The organism is Haladaptatus sp. T7, from assembly GCF_026008575.1.
Classification (GTDB): Archaea; Halobacteriota; Halobacteria; order Halobacteriales; family Haladaptataceae; genus Haladaptatus; species Haladaptatus paucihalophilus.
Genome location: NZ_BROP01000010.1, coordinates 20,600 through 35,872, shown reverse-complemented (window position 1 = coordinate 35,872; position 15,273 = coordinate 20,600). Strand labels below are relative to the sequence as shown.

Here is a 15,273-nt window from a genome sequence, read left to right as displayed (position 1 = left end):
GTAGCGAGGAATTATCGGCGTGAAGGATGCTCCGGGCTTATTTCGTCTCCCGTGCTTCTCAATGGGGAGTCCATGACACGACCATTCGAACGCCACGGTTCACGGTCGGCGGGACGCGAACACCGCCGACGGTACACACGCCGCGACCTGCTCCGAACGACCGCGCTCGGCGGAACCGCCGCTCTCTCCGGGTTCGCGGGAATCGGCGTGGCGAGCGCGCAAGACGGTGGAAATGGGGAGACGGAGTTCACGGTGGAAATCCGCAACGTCTCCAGCAACGACACGCTCCAACCGCCCGACGGGGAGCGTCAACCGGTCCCGCTCTCGCCCGGCGTCTACGCCGTCTACCGCGGTGGCGACCCCATCTTCACCGCCGGGAAGCAGGGCGGCGCACGGGGACTCGAACGGCTCGCCGAGGACGGCGACCCGACCCGACTGGAGCGGTCCCTCGACGACCAACAGGGGGTCCAAAGCGACGTTTTCGACCGACCGGAGGGGAGTGACCAACCGGGGCCGCTCGAACCGGGGCAGACGTATCGGTTCGACTTCGACGCCCAACCGGGCGAGCGCCTGTCGTTCGCCACGATGTTCGTCCCGTCGAACGACCTCTTTTTCGCGCCGGGCGGCATCGGCATCCCGCTCTTCCGGAGCGGCAACCCCATCAGCGGCAACGTGACGTCGCAGGTGCTCCTCTGGGACGCGGGCACCGAACGGAACGAACAGCCCGGAACCGGGCCGAACCAAGCCCCGCGACAGTCCGCGCCGAACACGGGACCCGACGAGAACGCACCGGTACAGCCGATATCGAGGGTCGACGACGGATTTCGGTATCCGGCGGTCGCCGACGTGATTCGGGTCACGGTCGCATCGAGGAACGCGTGACGGCGTGGGGACCGCGTGACGACACGCGTTCTTTGCGACGTCGTGCGGGTGACGTGAGCGGTCGGCCCGAAGGCCGACCGACGAACTTCCTCTTTCCGGAGCTTTACTTGTACGGGAACGGTGCGTTCGAACATGGAGTACAGAACTCTCGGCTCCACCGGCACGAAAGTTTCAGAACTGTGTTTCGGAACGTGGCGATTCGCCATGGAGTCGGACGGGACGGTCGAAACGGACCGCGAAACGGCCCACGACCTGCTCGATACGGCGTGGGAGAACGGCATCAACTTCATCGACACGGCGAACGTCTACGGAAGCCCGAACGGCACCAGCGAGGAGTGGATCGGCGACTGGCTCGCGGACCACGACCGCGAGGATTTCGTCATCGCCTCGAAGGTGTACTTCCCGTTCGACGGGTGGGGCGAACCCGGCCCGAACGACTCCGGTCTCTCGCGCAAGCACATCCGAGCGCAAATCGAGGGCACGCTCGACCGCCTCGGGACGGACTACCTCGACGTCTACTACATCCACCGCTGGGACGAGGAGACGCCCATCGAGGAGACGCTCTCCACGTTGACTGAACTCGTCGAGGAGGGGAAGGTGAACTACCTCGGCGCGAGTTCGATGGCCGCGTGGCAGTTGACCAAGGCGCTCTGGCAGAGCGACGTGAACGGCCTCGAACGCTTCGACGTGACACAGCCGATGTACCACGCGGCGGCGGGCGACGAAGTGCAGGACTACCTCGACGTCTGCGCGGACCAGGACCTCGCGGTCTGCCCGTACTCGCCGCTCGCTGGCGGGTTCCTGACCGGCAAGTACGAACGCGACGGCGACACGCCGGTCGGGTCGCGCGCGGACCTCGTGGACTACTTCGAGGACTACTACATGTCCGAGGAGGGCTGGGAGGTACTGGACGAGATTCGGGCCATCGCGGACGAACTCGACGCGACCCCGGCACAGGTCGCGCTCCGCTGGCTCATCCAACAGCGCGACTTCTCGTGTACGCCCATCGTCGGCGCGCGAACGGTCGAGCAGCTGGAGGAGAACGTCGGCGCGGCCGACATCGAACTCTCGGCGGGACAGTACGACCGCATCGCCGACGCGAGCTAAGGGTATCTTCCCGGCCGGTCGTCAGTGACAGCGTGGGAAAACATCATTATTCTTCGTCCCGTCTCTTTCCCGAGGTGTGTCCGAGTGGGGGAACGGACCGGCACACCGAATGGGGGATTCAATGTCAGATACGTATGTCGGCGCTATCGACCAAGGGACGACCGGAACGCGGTTCATGCTGTTCGACCACGACGGTCGCGTCGTCGAAAGCGCCTACGAGAAACACGAACAGAAATACCCGGAACCGGGATGGGTCGAACACGACCCGCTCGAAATCTGGGAGAACACGCAACACGTCGTCACGACCGCACTGGACGAGGCCGACGTCGCTGCCGACCAGTTGGAGGCCATCGGCATCACGAACCAGCGCGAGACGACCCTGCTGTGGGACGCCGATAGCGGCAGTCCGATACACGACGCCATCGTGTGGCAGGACCGCCGCACGACCGACCGGGTTGAGCAGTTGGAGTCGGAGGGCAAGGTCGAGGATATCCGGGCGAAGACGGGGTTGGAACCGGACGCGTACTTCTCGGCGACGAAAGCCGAATGGTTGCTCGACAACACCGACCCGATAAAACTCCAACGCGCCCGCCCGGCGGACATCCGGGAGCGCGCCGAGGAGGGCGAAATCCTGTTCGGAACCATCGACTCGTGGTTGATATACAACCTGACGGGCGAACACATCACGGACGTGACGAACGCGTCCCGAACGATGCTGTTCGACATCCACGAGATGGATTGGGACGACGAACTCTGTGAGGAGTTCGGCGTCCCGCGCGAGATGTTGCCCGAAGTCCGCCCGTCGAGCGACGACGAGACCTACGGCTCGACCGACCCCGACGGGTTCCTCGGCGCGGAAATCCCGGTCGCGGGTGCGTTCGGCGACCAGCAGGCGGCGCTGTTCGGCCAGACCTGTTTCGACGCCGGAGATGCGAAGAACACCTACGGAACGGGCAGTTTCTTCCTGCTCAACACCGGCGACGAGGCCGTCGAGAGCGAACACGGCCTCCTCACGACGGTCGGGTTCCAGCGCTCGGGCGAACCGGTGCAGTACGCGCTCGAAGGCTCCATCTTCGTCACCGGCGCGGCCATCGAGTGGCTCGCGGACGTCGGCTTCATCGACGACGCGGCGGCCACGGAGTCGATGGCTCGAAGCGTCGATTCGACGGACGGCGTGTACATGGTTCCGGCATTCACGGGCCTCGGTGCGCCCCACTGGAACCAGCGCGCCCGCGGCACCCTCGTCGGGATGACCCGCGGAACGCGAAAGGAACACGTCGTTCGGGCGACGCTCGAAGCCATCGCCTACCAGACCCGCGACGTGGCCGAGGCGATGGAGGCCGACAGCGGCATCGACATCGAGTCGTTGAAAGTAGACGGCGGCGCGGTGAAGAACAACTTCCTCTGTCAGTTGCAGGCCGATATTCTAGGGGCGGACATCGTTCGCCCCGTGGTGGACGAGACGACGGCGCTCGGGTCTGCCTACGCCGCCGGACTCGCCGTCGGCTACTGGGACTCGACGGACGATCTCCGAACGAACTGGCAGGTGGACCGCGAGTTCGAGCCGAAGATGTCGGAAGCCGAGGCCGACGAGATGTACGACCGCTGGGAGGATGCCGTCGAGCGCTCCCTCGGTTGGGCGCGCGAGGGGGGTGCCTGAGATGACGAGCGACGCGGAAACCGAGGACGTCGAGGCCGTTTCCGGCGATAGTGAAATCGCCACCGACGGCGGAGAAGTCGCCACCGACGGCGGAGAGATGGAGGAATATTGGGGTGCGAAGTACGTCAACGAACTCGTCGGCACGTTCATCCTCATCCTCCTCGGCGACGGTGCGGTCGTCGTCTCGGTGTTGACGGGCGGATTCGACCTGTTCGGCGTGGCCGTCCTGTGGGGATTCGCCGTGATGTTCGCCGTCTACTGGGTCGGCGGCGTCTCGGAGGGTCACATCAACCCCGCGGTGACGATTGCGAACGCCGTTTGGCGCGACTTCCCGTGGAAGCACGTTCCGGGCTACATCGTCTCCCAAATCGTGGGGGCGTTTCTGGCGGCCGGAACCCTGCTCGTCACGTGGTCGGGCTACTACCAGCAGTTCAGTCAGGCGAACAACGTCGTCCGCGGCCAGCCCGGCAGTTCGATAACGGGGATGACCCTCTGGACGTTCTTCCCGAATCCGGCGTTCGCGGGCGTGAAGGTTGGCGACTTCAACACGCTGAAGGAAGCCGCCTTCCTCGTCTCGTTCCCGCAAGCGTTCTTCAGCGAGGTGGTCATCACGGCCATCCTCGTCGGCGTCATCTTCGCGCTGGTGGACGACGACAATCCGATGGGAACGCGGGCGTCGCCCGGCATCGCGGCGTTCCTCATCGGACTGACCGTCGCGGCGCTCGTCCAGTACGAAGCGCCCATCAGCATGGCGGCGTTGAACCCCGCCCGCGACCTCGGTCCGCGGATTCTGGGCTATCTCGCCGGGTGGGGGAGCGTCGCCTTCCCCGGACCGCGCGGCGGCTGGTGGCTCCCGTCCGTCTCGACCATCGTCGGCGGCATCATCGGCGGCGGCCTCTACGACTTCCTGACGCGTCGGTACGTCATCAGGCTGGAAGCCGAGGATATAGAACCGGAGGAACCGGCGGTCCACGACGAGGAACAGGAACGCCCGGCGGGAGGGAGCTAGACGGCCGCCGTGACGACTTCGGACGACCCGGAGCGTTCGACGGGTGCCTACCTCAGACTTGTGTTCCTCGACCCGGTGAGTCTCGTGGGACTGGCGGTCCTCGCGTCCGGGCTGGCGCTCGTCGCCATCTCCGCGCCCGGAACGTCGGTTCACGAACCGCTGCTCGGCGGGTCGCTGATGCTGGTCGGCACCGTGTTGTTCGCGCTCGGCTACACCCGTGCACAGTGGGGGTTGCGGAAATGGCGTTGATGACAGAAATGACGGCGGCGATAGCATGAAGCGGGTTCCGCTCCAATTGTCGGCAATGAGCCGGATGGAACGTACCGTCACCATCGTCCCGGAGGCCGGACTGCACGCCCGACCAGCCGCGCGGTTCGTCACGACCGCGAACGAGTTCGACGCCGACTGTACCGTCTCTCTCGTGGACGGCGACCCGGTGGATGCCCGAAGCATGTTGTCGGTTACGACGCTCAACGCGCGGAAGGACGACGACGTTCACCTCGTCGCGGAGGGCGACGACGCCGAGGAGGCCCTCGACGCGCTGGCGGACGTTCTCACGACCCCGGAGGACGAAGAATCGTGACGACCGAACTTTCGGGAACAGGGGTGACGCCGCGCGCCGGCGTCGGCCGGGTCGTCTGGTATCGCGGGACGACCGACTTGGGCGACCCGCCCGACCCGACGACCGTCGACCCCGAGGAGGAACTCGCGGCGTTCGAATCGGCCCAGGAAGCCGCCCACGAGGAACTCGAACGGGAGCGAGAACGAACGCGCGACCGCCTCGGCGAGGACGAGGCCGAAATCTTCGACGCACACCGGGCGTTTCTGGACGACCCGGAGATAACCGGCGGCATCGAGGCGGCCATCGAGAACGGTCTCCCCGCGCCGCACGCGATTCGACGGGCGTTCGAGGACCCCATCGCCCGCTTCGAGAACTTGGAGGGGTCGATGGCGGAGCGGGCGGACGACCTCCGCGACGTGCGCGACCGACTGCTTCGACTCGTGACGGACGGCGACCGTACCGACCTCGGCGACCTTCCCAACGGCTCGATTCTCGTCGCCGAACGACTCACGCCGAGCGACACGGCACAGCTCGACCCCGACGTACTCGCCGGATTCGCAACCATCTTCGGCGGTCGAACGTCGCACGCCGCGATTTTCGCCCGGTCGCTCGGCATTCCCGCCGTGGTCGGCGTCGGCGATGAACTCGCCCAAGTCGGCGACGGGCGGGAACTGCTGGTTGACGGCGAGGACGGAACGGTCGTCATCGACCCCGACGACGACGCCCGGAGCCGGATTTCGGACGCGGAGGCGGCCGTCGTCGCAGAGCACGTCTCAACGGCGGACGGACGCGAAATCGAAGTCGCGGCGAACGTCGGGACGCTCGCGGAACTCGACGCGGCCGCGGAGCAGGGAGCCGACGGCATCGGTCTCTTTCGAACCGAGTTCCTGTTCCTCGACCGCGACGCTCCCCCGGACGAGCAAGAGCAGTACGAAGCCTACACCGCGGCGCTGACCGCGTTTCCCGGCGAGCGGGTCGTCGTCCGAACGCTCGACGTCGGCGGCGACAAACCCATCCCGTACCTCGACGCGCCCGCCGAGGAGAACCCCTTCCTCGGCGTGCGCGGGATTCGACGCTCGCTCGCTTCCGATTCGGACCTGTTCGACACCCAGTTGCGCGCCCTGCTCCGGGCCGCCGGTGACGACGAGGACGCGGACGGCTCCCTCGCCGTGATGTTCCCCCTCGTCGTCACCGTCGAGGAACTGGACGCCGCGCTTTCCCGCGTCGAATCCGTCGCCGAGGAACTGGCCGCCGAGGGCATCGACTACGCGATTCCCGAACTCGGCGTGATGATAGAGACGCCGGGGTCCGTGTTCGCGGCCGAAGCCCTCGCACAACGGGTGTCGTTCCTCAGCATCGGGACGAACGACCTCACGCAGTACGTGATGGCCGCTTCACGCGAGAACGACCGGACCGCGGACCTTCACGACCCGCTGTACCCCGCCGTCCTCCGAGCGATTCGCCGGACGGTGACGGCGGCCCACGACGGAGACGCGTGGGTCGGCATGTGCGGCGAGATGGCCGGCGACCCCGACCTGACGGAACTGCTCGTCGGCTTGGGACTGGACGAGTTGAGCATGAGCGCCATCACGATTCCCGACGTGAAGGCGAACGTCGGAAACATCGACACCGAGGCGGCACGAGAACGCGCCGAGCGCGTTCTCGACGCAGAAACGCGCGAAACGGTCGTCGAGTTGTTGTCGGCGTAAGTTTGCACGTCGTTCCGTCACCGCCGCGGAACGTATCCCCAACCCACCAGACTAATGTCAATTCTTCATTTACATGTCTGCATGCGGCCTCACCTCCACCGACGACGGGTCAGACAGTTGTTGACCACCATTGCCGTCCTCCTCGCGCTTGCTATCCTTGAGATTCGGGAGTTCACTGACTTCCAATACGGCTTCCGCCGTGGACTGTTGTCCTTTCTCATCGTCATTTTCGGCTGGGTAGTGGTCATCGTCGGTTTGTTTTGGCTCGCCGTCACTTTCGGTCGGGAGGCACAGAAATGGTTGCAGGAACAGGAAACGACCGACACGGAAGGATGAGCCGAGCGACATTCTATAATTTCGAAATCTCAGCCGCTTCTTCGGCCGCCTTCAACACCGACTCCACGGTCGCCTTCGGACTCGTGGCCGCGACCGCCGCGTTGACCGCGCCTTCGAGAATCGGTGCGTCGGCGATTTCGGCCTCCACGTCGGCCATCTCGATGGCGAGTTCCGTGTTCATCACCGCGCTTCCCAAATCGACGAGGACGACGACGCCCTCCTCGTCGGCGAGCGCGTCCAACGCCTCCTGAATCACCGGCGTGCTCGTTCCCAGGCCGCCGTCCGGGTCGCCCCCGACCGCCTCGATGGATACGTCGCCCGCCATCTCGGCCGCGACCTCTCGAATTCCTTCCGCGGCGCGTTCGCTGTGGGAGACGACGACGAGGCCGACCATTCAGACCCCCTCCGGTCCGTCGTCGCCGGGCGTCGGTTCCTCGTCCGGCACCGTCGGCGACGTCGCGTCCGCTTCGAGACTCCCGTCGCCGAGGTACTCGACCGCCGTTTCCTGCAGTTCCTCGACGATGCACAGGGTGCTCGTCGCGCCGGGGTCCTGATGGCCGACCGACCGCCACCCCAAGTACGACGCCCGGCCCTTCTTCGCCCGGATGGGCGTCGTGAAGTCCACGCCGCGCTGGCACGCATCGACGGCCTTCGTCAGCGCCTCGACGGGTTCGAGGTCGTCTTCCTCGATGGACTTCTTGTAGGTGTGGACGGCGGGCGTCAGCGCGTCAACCATCGTCTTCGCGCCGACCGGCGCGTCGCCCCTGTCCTGCACTTTATCCAGGAACGCCTCGGCGAAGGCCACCGTCGATTCGGCCGTAATGCCGTCTCCTAACTCCGCGCTGGCGCTCATGAACGACCCGCCGTATAGCGGTCCGGCGGCCCCGCCGACCTCCGAGATAAGCGTCACGCCGACCGTTTTCACGAGTTCGGCGGCGTCGGCGTCGTCCATCCCGTCCGTCTTTTCGAGGACGGCCTGAAACCCGCGGTCCATGTTCGCGCCGTGGTCGGCGTCGCCGATGGCCGAGTCGAGGTCGGTCAAGTACTCCTTTTTTTCTTCCATCCGCGCCGCGACGCGCTCGATTGCGGAACGCACCGCCTCCCGCTCCGTTGCTGTGTCAGCCATTGCTTGCTGGTAGCACGCGGCGAGATGGGGTAAAGCTTCGCTCGGGGACGGATGAGTGAGGGCGGTTTGCGACCCTCCCGACGAAAACGACCCGTTCTACGTCACCGTCAGCGCGGGCGTCTCCACCGGATGCGCCAGCAACTCCTTCAACTCGTCGTCCAGCACCAGCACCGTCACGGAACAGCCCTGCATGTCGAGCGAGGTCATGTAGTCGCCGACCCACGCGTCCCACGTCTCCAGTCCCTCGTCTTCCAGCATCGACTGGAGCTTTCGGTTCACGATGTACAGTTCCGACAGCGGCGTCCCGCCCATCCCGTTGACGATGGTAGCGACTTCGGCACCCTCGTCGGGGTCGAGGTCGTCGAGGACGTTTTCGGTCAGTCGCTCCGTTATCTCGTCCGCGGACATCATCTCGACGCGTTCGACGCCCGGTTCGCCGTGAATCCCGATGCCGAGTTCGATTTCGTCCTCGCCGAGGTCGAACGTCGGTTCGCCCTTTTCCGGCGTGATACAGGAGGTCAGCGCGGTGCCCATCGTCGCCACGTTGTCGATGACCTTCTGGGCGACGCGTTGTACGTCGTCCAAATCGCCGCCCTCGTCGGCCATCGCGCCCGCGACCTTGTGGACGAAAATGGTACCACAGACGCCGCGCCGTCCGGAGGTGTACAGCGAATCCTCGACCGCCACGTCGTCGTTGACGACGACTTTGGCGACGTCAACGTCGGATTCCATCTCGGCTAGCTCCCCCGCCGTCTCGAAGTTCATCACGTCGCCCTCGTAGTTCTTGATGACCATGAGGACGCCCTCGCCGCCGTCACAGGCCTGTACCATCTCGCTCACCTCGTCGGCGGTCGGCGAGGTGAACACCTCGCCCGCCGCCGCGCCGTCCAACATCCCCGGCCCGAGATACCCCGCGTGCGTCGGTTCGTGGCCGCTCCCGCCGCCGCTCACGACCGCTACTTTCCCCTCGACCGGCGCGTCGCGTCGAACGAGCACGTTCGAGTCCTCGAGCCGTCGCACTTCGTCGGGATGTGCCGCGACCATCCCGTCCAGCATCTCGTCCACGACCGCCGACGGTTCGTTGATGAGTTTCTTCATGTGTCGTGTTACCATCTACTCCAGGGCGCATAAGGATTCCCTCGAATCGCGCGGCACGCGCGCCGGAACGGGTCTTGGTTCCAACTTCCGTCCCCACTACTCCTTCCGATAGAATCCGAGGCGCACCCAACGCTTATACTATGTCCGAACTTCGATAGGTAAACTAGGGGACACTCATGGCACGGTTCGACTCCGACGAGCGCGAAGTGCGGGTACGGCAGGAGCGTGAGCGTGCGCCCGTGCATTCGGTACGGGACGTTTCCGACCTCATCGTTTCGCTCGGTGCCGACGATGCGAAACGACGCGCGAGCGCCGCGTGGACCCTCGCGGAGGTCGCGGCCAACGACCCCGAACGCGTTCCCGTTCCGGACCTCACGCAGGCCATCACCGACGACGACCAGTGGGTACGACGCGGTGCGACGTGGGCGCTCGCGGAGGTCGCACAAGCGGACCCGAGAAGCGTCAAACCGACCATGGAGCACGTCTCCGGTTTGGTCGAAGACGGTGACCCGCTGGTGCGCGAAAACGCAGTCGTCGCCGTTGCGAACGTCGCCGAGGAGTATCCGCGGACCGCGGAACCGGTGTTCGATTCCCTGCTCGAACTCCGGGACGAGGGGAACGGGACCATCCGTCGGTACGCGACCGAGGCGCTACAGCACATCTCCAACGCGCTCTCGGGGGCGACGTTGGACGGCGACCCGGTCGTCATCAGCGTGGCCGACCCGGACGTGGCGGCGCTGTTCCCGCCCGGTGCCAACGTCGTCCAGTTCGGGACGGCCGACACGGAATCCGGGAAACTCCGCATCGACCCCGCCTCGGCGATCGACGAGGACCCGACGCCTCATCAGACGTCCCAGCGAACCGTCGGTTCCGGGTCCGGGCCGCCGTCTCCCGACGACATCGAATCGCCGCGTTCGCTCCCTGTCGAGTACGAGGACTTCGAGAAACTGCGGTCGGTCGGTCGCTCCCCGCTCGTCACCGCGCATCACGCGCGCGCCGCGACCCCCCGCGAGCAACACGCAATGACGACCCTGTTCACGCTGCGCTCGGACCGCAGGGAGGAACCGCTGGTCGAGTCGTTCTTCGACGCGATAGACCGCTGGGAGGCCATCGACGACCACGACCACGTGCTGACGGTCCGGGCACGCGGCGACGAACCGCCGTGGGTCGCGACGGAGTTCACGGGCGGCGGCACGCTCGCCGACCACTTCGACGCCGGACTGGACGCCTCGCTTTGGTTTGCTCACAGCATCGTCAGGACGGTTTCACACGCTCACGCGGTCGGCGTCGTTCACGGCGGCCTCTGTCCACCCTCGATTCGGTTCACGAGGACGTTCGGTTCGACGTGGCCCGTCCCGAAAGTCGGGGACTGGGGACTCGCCGACGTGATGACCGAGTTCGACCTGTCGCCCGTCCCGCCGACCTATGCGACACCGGAGCACCTCGACCCCGAGTCGTTCGGCGGTATCGACCACTCGACCGACGTGTACGGTCTCGGGGCGGTTCTGTACGCCCTTTTCACCGGCGATGCGCCCTTCGCGGGCGACCCCCATCTCGTCGTGAAACGGGTCACCGCGGACGACCCGCCGACGCCGACCGACGTGAATCCCGACCTTCCGACGGAACTGGACGGTCTCCTCGAACGCGCGCTGGCGAAACGGAAACCGAACCGCTACGAGACGGTCGACGACGTTCGAGTCGCGCTCGAACACGTCATCGACGCTACTTCTCCAGAATTGATGGGTCGAATATATTAAATAATCGCGCGCTCATATCGAGGCACGCAGATGGTCATCTCACTCGCCCAGGTCGGCGCTGACGCCAGCGGGAGCGTCGTGCGGTTCATCGGTTCGGGGCTTCTTTCCGTCTCGGCCGCTATCTTCGGTTTCTACGCGTTCCGCAATCTCCGGTTGAACCGCTTGGAATCTCAGCGACCGTTCTGGCGGTATCTCGTCTCCATCGGCGTCGCCGGGGTGCTGTACGGCGCGCTCGGAATGGTCGGCGTGCTCTCTCCCGGTCGATGGCTCCTCGCGCTCGGTCACGCGGCGTTTCTGTTCTGCACCGTCTTTCTCTCGTTTGCGATGCGCGAACTGTACTACAACAGCACGTTGGCCCCGCCGTCGGACGAACGACGGATTCCGCTCTCGCAACTGCGCCGAATCGAGGTCGGTTTCGTCGGTATCATCCTTCTCGAACTCGTCGTCGTCCTGCTCCTCGGTCACGGTTCGGTCGTCTCGCTCGTCAAAGGTCTCGGAAGCCTCTCGTTTGCGGTCTACGGCCTCGTCTTCGCCGAGCGGTTGGAGTCGCTCGCACGCGGAACGTCCATCGACACGCTCCGTCGTCACCTGCTTCCGGTTCTCGTCTGCTCCGGCCTGCTCGGACTCGCCGACCTCGGCGTCGTCGTGGGCGTCGAATCGCTGCTCGTCAGTAGCGTCGAGAGCGTCTTCGTCGTGATGATCGGCGCGTTCCTGCTCACCGCGACGATTCGGCTCCAGCAAAACGTTCGGGGTCTTTCGACGCGGTAGTCCCCGTTTTCAATCGAGGCGCGCCATCTCGTCGTCCGTGAGGTCGATGTGCGACGCCGCGACGTTCTCGTGGAGGTGGTCCACGCTCGACGTGCCCGGAATCGGCAGCGTGACCGGTGAGTGATGGAGGAGCCACGCAAGCGCTATCTGTCGGTCCGAGGCGCCGTGGTCCGCCGCGATGTCGTCGAGCACGTCGGCTTTGTCGCCGAGGTCGCCCGCCCCGAGCGGGAACCACGGGATGAAGCCGATGTCGTACTCCTCACAGGCTTCGAGCACGTCCTCGTGTTCGCGGTTGCCGACGTTGTACCGGTTCTGTACCGTGGCGATATCCACGATGTCGCGTGCTTCCTCCAACTGCTCGACGGAGACGTTGCTCAGCCCGACGTGTCGGACTTTCCCCTCGTCTTTTAGCTCCGCGAACGTGTTCACGGTGTCTTCGAAGGGGACGTCGGGGTCCGGGCGGTGGTACTGATACAGGTCGATAGTGTCTACGTTGAGCCGGTCGAGGCTACCGAGGATGGCGTTTCTGATGTATCCCGGCTCGCCGCACTTCGGCCACGAGCCGTCGCGCTCGTCGCGCCAGAGGCCGCCCTTCGTGGCGACCACGAGGTCGGACGGGTAGGGGTGGAGCGCCTCTCCGATGAGCCGCTCGCTCACGGCCGGGCCGTAGGAGTCCGCGGTGTCGATGAAATTGGTCCCGGTCGAGACGACCTCGTGCAGAACGCGGCGCGCTTCCTCCTCGTCGTCGGGTCGTCCGATGATGTCCTCGCCGGTGAGACGCATCGCGCCGTAGCCGAGTCGGTTGACCGTCAGTTCGCCGCCGATGTCGAACGTGTCGCTTTCGTTTTCGAGTGTCACGTCGCTAGCTGTGGATTCGAAGGAGGTAACGTCTTTTGGCGAACGATGCGGGGCCGTTGTTTCAGGGACGTGGCCCGTCCGCGAAAACGGTTCCATTCAGCGGCCGATGAGGGAATACCTATAAACCGCTTCCGCTCATGCCTGCTAGTATGTCACAGGAAGTCGCCGGATTCGACGACGATTCCGGTCTGCCGCCCGCCGTCGTAGAGGGGATTCAGACGTTCAAGGCGGGAGTCGTGAGTACCGCTGTCATGCTGTTCATCTTTCTCGTTTCGGAGGCGGAAACCGACTTCAATCTGGGCGTTCCGGCCGCGATAGCGAAGTTCGTCGGAATGGACGGCGAACCCTATCTCGGATTCGCCGTCTTCGTCGTCGCCGGTGTCGTCGTTTGGCCCCTGCTGTTCGCGGCGATAGAGGACCGGTTCAAAGCGATTCCGGGCGGCGACGACATCGGCGTTCGCGGCATCTTGTTCGCGCTCCTGCTGTGGGTGGCGTTCCTCGGCCTGGGGTCGGCGGGACTCCAACTGGAGGGCGCGTTTTTCTTCCTCTACATCGTCTTCAGCCTGCTCGCACACCTCGCCTACGGCTACTCGTTGGGGGTCTTCTACGGCCGATTCACGCGATAAGCAAAAGTCGTGATTTGACTACTCCAACCGTTCCTCGAACCACTGCCACTCGCGGGAGAAGAAGCCGTACTCCTTCAGGTTCCACACGTCCGCGTCGGTGACGATGGGTCCGTTCCGGTAGGACTGGAGCATGTTCCACACCCAGACCAGCGTGCCGAGCGCGATGATGAACGCGCCGACGGTGGCGACTTGCTGGAGGAACGCGAACTGCGGCGGGTAACTCGCGTAACGACGCGGTAGCCCCATCATGCCGAGGACGATGATGGTGTTGAACGTCAGCATGACGCCGACGAACGTGATCCAGAAATGGACCTTTGCGAGGAACTGATTGTACATTCGACCGGTGAAGATGGGGAACCAGTAGTAGACCGCCGCGAACATGGCGAACGGAATCAGCCCCATGATGATGAGGTGGAAGTGGCCGACGACGTAGTAGGTATCGTGGAGCATGAGGTCGATGGGAATCGAGGCGAGGAAGACGCCCGTCACGCCCCCGATGATGAACGTCGCTATCGACCCGATGCAGAACAGCATCGGTGCCGTCAGGCGGATGTTCCCGTTCCACATCGTGGAAATCCAGTTGAAGACCTTGACGGCGCTGGGCACCGCGATGGCCAGCGACACCGCCATAAAGCTCGCCCTGAGGCGCGGGTCCATCCCGGTCGTGAACATGTGATGCGCCCAAACGCCGAACGAGAGAACGCCGATAGCGAGCGTCGAGTAGACGACGAACTTGAACCCGAACAGCTTCCGGCCCGCGAAGCGCGGCAGGATGAGGCTTATCAACCCCATCGGCGGGAGGACGAGGATGTACACCTCCGGGTGCCCGAAGAACCAGAAGAGGTTCTGCCAGAGGAGCGGCCCGCCACCGCTCAACGCGAAGAACGTCGTGCTGAACACGCGGTCGAACAGCAGCATGATGATGGCGCTGCCGAGCAGCGGGAACGCGAACAGGATGAGGCCGCTCATCGTGAGGAGCGTCCACGAGAAGATGTCGAGTTCGGCCCACTCCACCTCCTTCTGCGTGAACGTCGTCGCGATGATGTTGATGGCTCCCATCGTGGTGCTGAGGCCGGAGAGGTGGAGACCGAGGAGCATCACGTTGATCATCGGATTCGTCTGTTGGCTCGAAAGCGGCGTGTACATCGTCCACCCCGTCGTCGGCGGTTCGAGCCTGAAGAACGGCTCTGCGGCCGCGTTTCCGAGTACGGGTTGAATGACGTTCCCGAAGATGTCGGAGATGAGGCCGAATCGGACCAGCAGGAACGCCGCCGGGAGGAGCCAGAAGGCGATGGCGTTGATGCGCGGGAACGCCATGTCGTCCGCGCCGATGAGGAGGGGAAGGAAGTAGTTCGCAAATCCGAATAGGATGGGCGTGGCGAAGAAAAACAGCATCGTCAGGCCGTGCATGGTGAACAGGCCGTTGTAGGTCGTGGCGTTCCACACGTCCACTTCCGGCGTGAACAGCTCCGTCCGAATCATCATCGCGTCCATGCCACCCCAGAAGAACGCGACGCTTCCGAACAGCAGATAGAGCAGGCCGATATCCTTGTGGTCGACGGTCGTCAGCCACCGGACGAGACCGGTCGGTTTTCCGTACCCGGCCGGAAATCCGCTGACGTAGCCGCCGTCGGTCTTCGGCGTCTGCTTGGGTTTGATTGCTTCTTTGATGTTTATCGAACGAGCGAGCAAGAGCGCGGCGGCGACCAGTGTGAGTCCGAGTCCGACACCGGCCGCGGCTTCTCCGAGGAGATTCATTGTGGTCGTGTCTCTAC

The 15,273-nt window shown here is 64.8% G+C and carries 16 protein-coding genes; 11 read left to right on the top strand and 5 right to left on the bottom strand.

The genetic code is table 11. The features are described 5' to 3' along the window. Positions 1-72 precede the first annotated feature (72 nt). The 8 genes from OPC11_RS20640 (at position 73) to OPC11_RS20605 (ending at position 7,265) form a co-directional block, all read left to right on the top strand. A complete protein-coding gene (locus tag OPC11_RS20640; RefSeq protein ID WP_264783224.1) occupies positions 73-882 on the top strand; it encodes a spondin domain-containing protein in 810 nt (269 codons plus the stop codon). Between the two features lie 132 nt (positions 883-1,014). Beyond that, positions 1,015-1,989 (top strand): aldo/keto reductase, encoded by a 975-nt coding sequence (locus OPC11_RS20635; RefSeq protein ID WP_007980634.1) that lies wholly within the window; start codon positions 1,015-1,017, stop codon positions 1,987-1,989. A 121-nt stretch (positions 1,990-2,110) separates the two neighbouring features. Continuing rightward, the gene (glpK, locus tag OPC11_RS20630) at positions 2,111-3,649 is read left to right on the top strand and encodes a glycerol kinase GlpK (RefSeq protein ID WP_007980635.1); all 1,539 of its coding nucleotides are present in this window, start codon (positions 2,111-2,113) and stop codon (positions 3,647-3,649) included. Between the two features lies 1 nt (position 3,650). Next, positions 3,651-4,658, top strand: coding sequence for an MIP/aquaporin family protein (locus tag OPC11_RS20625; RefSeq protein WP_264783223.1), 1,008 nt, complete (start codon positions 3,651-3,653; stop codon positions 4,656-4,658). 9 nt (positions 4,659-4,667) lie between these two features. Continuing rightward, positions 4,668-4,907 (top strand): hypothetical protein, encoded by a 240-nt coding sequence (locus OPC11_RS20620; protein ID WP_007980639.1) that lies wholly within the window; start codon positions 4,668-4,670, stop codon positions 4,905-4,907. Between the two features lie 64 nt (positions 4,908-4,971). Then, a complete protein-coding gene (locus OPC11_RS20615) occupies positions 4,972-5,241 on the top strand; it encodes an HPr family phosphocarrier protein (RefSeq protein ID WP_007980641.1) in 270 nt (89 codons plus the stop codon). Further along, positions 5,238-6,929: a phosphoenolpyruvate--protein phosphotransferase gene (ptsP, locus tag OPC11_RS20610; protein ID WP_264783222.1), complete on the top strand. Its 1,692-nt coding sequence runs from the start codon at positions 5,238-5,240 to the stop codon at positions 6,927-6,929. The genes OPC11_RS20615 and ptsP overlap by 4 nt, the downstream gene beginning before the upstream one ends. A gap of 81 nt (positions 6,930-7,010) precedes the next feature. Continuing rightward, complete coding sequence (locus OPC11_RS20605; protein WP_264783221.1) at positions 7,011-7,265, top strand: hypothetical protein; 255 nt, start codon at positions 7,011-7,013, stop codon at positions 7,263-7,265. A 13-nt stretch (positions 7,266-7,278) separates the two neighbouring features. Here OPC11_RS20605 and dhaM read toward each other — a convergent pair whose 3' ends face one another. The 3 genes from dhaM to dhaK all read right to left on the bottom strand — a co-directional run bounded on the left by dhaM (position 7,279) and on the right by dhaK (position 9,489). Continuing rightward, on the bottom strand, positions 7,279-7,659 hold the full coding sequence (gene dhaM / locus OPC11_RS20600) for a dihydroxyacetone kinase phosphoryl donor subunit DhaM (RefSeq protein ID WP_264783220.1): 381 nt from the start codon (positions 7,657-7,659) through the stop codon (positions 7,279-7,281). Beyond that, a complete protein-coding gene (gene dhaL, locus OPC11_RS20595; protein ID WP_264783219.1) occupies positions 7,660-8,391 on the bottom strand; it encodes a dihydroxyacetone kinase subunit DhaL in 732 nt (243 codons plus the stop codon). Between the two features lie 96 nt (positions 8,392-8,487). Further along, complete coding sequence (gene dhaK, locus OPC11_RS20590; protein WP_264783218.1) at positions 8,488-9,489, bottom strand: dihydroxyacetone kinase subunit DhaK; 1,002 nt, start codon at positions 9,487-9,489, stop codon at positions 8,488-8,490. Between the two features lie 176 nt (positions 9,490-9,665). Here dhaK and OPC11_RS20585 point away from each other — a divergent pair, with 176 nt between their 5' ends. Beyond that, positions 9,666-11,246 (top strand): protein kinase, encoded by a 1,581-nt coding sequence (locus OPC11_RS20585; RefSeq protein ID WP_264783217.1) that lies wholly within the window; start codon positions 9,666-9,668, stop codon positions 11,244-11,246. A gap of 30 nt (positions 11,247-11,276) precedes the next feature. After that, entirely contained in the window at positions 11,277-12,014 is a 738-nt protein-coding gene (locus OPC11_RS20580; protein WP_264783216.1) for a hypothetical protein, read from the top strand. Positions 12,015-12,023: 9 nt separating this feature from the next. Here the strand turns inward: OPC11_RS20580 and OPC11_RS20575 are convergent, their stop codons facing one another. After that, positions 12,024-12,872: an aldo/keto reductase gene (locus OPC11_RS20575; RefSeq protein WP_264783215.1), complete on the bottom strand. Its 849-nt coding sequence runs from the start codon at positions 12,870-12,872 to the stop codon at positions 12,024-12,026. Between the two features lie 149 nt (positions 12,873-13,021). On the opposite strand from OPC11_RS20575, the gene OPC11_RS20570 reads away from it, so the two are divergent. Continuing rightward, on the top strand, positions 13,022-13,498 hold the full coding sequence (locus tag OPC11_RS20570; RefSeq protein ID WP_007980650.1) for a DUF6789 family protein: 477 nt from the start codon (positions 13,022-13,024) through the stop codon (positions 13,496-13,498). Positions 13,499-13,516: 18 nt separating this feature from the next. On the opposite strand, the gene OPC11_RS20565 is transcribed toward OPC11_RS20570, so the two are convergent. Further along, on the bottom strand, positions 13,517-15,256 hold the full coding sequence (locus tag OPC11_RS20565) for a cbb3-type cytochrome c oxidase subunit I (RefSeq protein WP_007980652.1): 1,740 nt from the start codon (positions 15,254-15,256) through the stop codon (positions 13,517-13,519). Between the last annotated feature and the right edge of the window lie 17 nt (positions 15,257-15,273).

Coding starts and splice junctions, on each gene's coding strand:
- OPC11_RS20585 (WP_264783217.1), top strand. CDS start 9,666: ATGGCACGGTTCGACTCCGACGAGCGCGAAGTGCGGGTACGGCAGGAG.
- OPC11_RS20640 (WP_264783224.1), top strand. CDS start 73: ATGACACGACCATTCGAACGCCACGGTTCACGGTCGGCGGGACGCGAA.
- OPC11_RS20570 (WP_007980650.1), top strand. CDS start 13,022: ATGTCACAGGAAGTCGCCGGATTCGACGACGATTCCGGTCTGCCGCCC.
- OPC11_RS20625 (WP_264783223.1), top strand. CDS start 3,651: ATGACGAGCGACGCGGAAACCGAGGACGTCGAGGCCGTTTCCGGCGAT.
- OPC11_RS20615 (WP_007980641.1), top strand. CDS start 4,972: ATGGAACGTACCGTCACCATCGTCCCGGAGGCCGGACTGCACGCCCGA.
- OPC11_RS20580 (WP_264783216.1), top strand. CDS start 11,277: ATGGTCATCTCACTCGCCCAGGTCGGCGCTGACGCCAGCGGGAGCGTC.
- dhaM (WP_264783220.1), bottom strand. CDS start 7,659: ATGGTCGGCCTCGTCGTCGTCTCCCACAGCGAACGCGCCGCGGAAGGA.
- dhaK (WP_264783218.1), bottom strand. CDS start 9,489: ATGAAGAAACTCATCAACGAACCGTCGGCGGTCGTGGACGAGATGCTG.
- OPC11_RS20565 (WP_007980652.1), bottom strand. CDS start 15,256: ATGAATCTCCTCGGAGAAGCCGCGGCCGGTGTCGGACTCGGACTCACA.
- OPC11_RS20635 (WP_007980634.1), top strand. CDS start 1,015: ATGGAGTACAGAACTCTCGGCTCCACCGGCACGAAAGTTTCAGAACTG.
- dhaL (WP_264783219.1), bottom strand. CDS start 8,391: ATGGCTGACACAGCAACGGAGCGGGAGGCGGTGCGTTCCGCAATCGAG.
- OPC11_RS20605 (WP_264783221.1), top strand. CDS start 7,011: ATGCGGCCTCACCTCCACCGACGACGGGTCAGACAGTTGTTGACCACC.
- glpK (WP_007980635.1), top strand. CDS start 2,111: ATGTCAGATACGTATGTCGGCGCTATCGACCAAGGGACGACCGGAACG.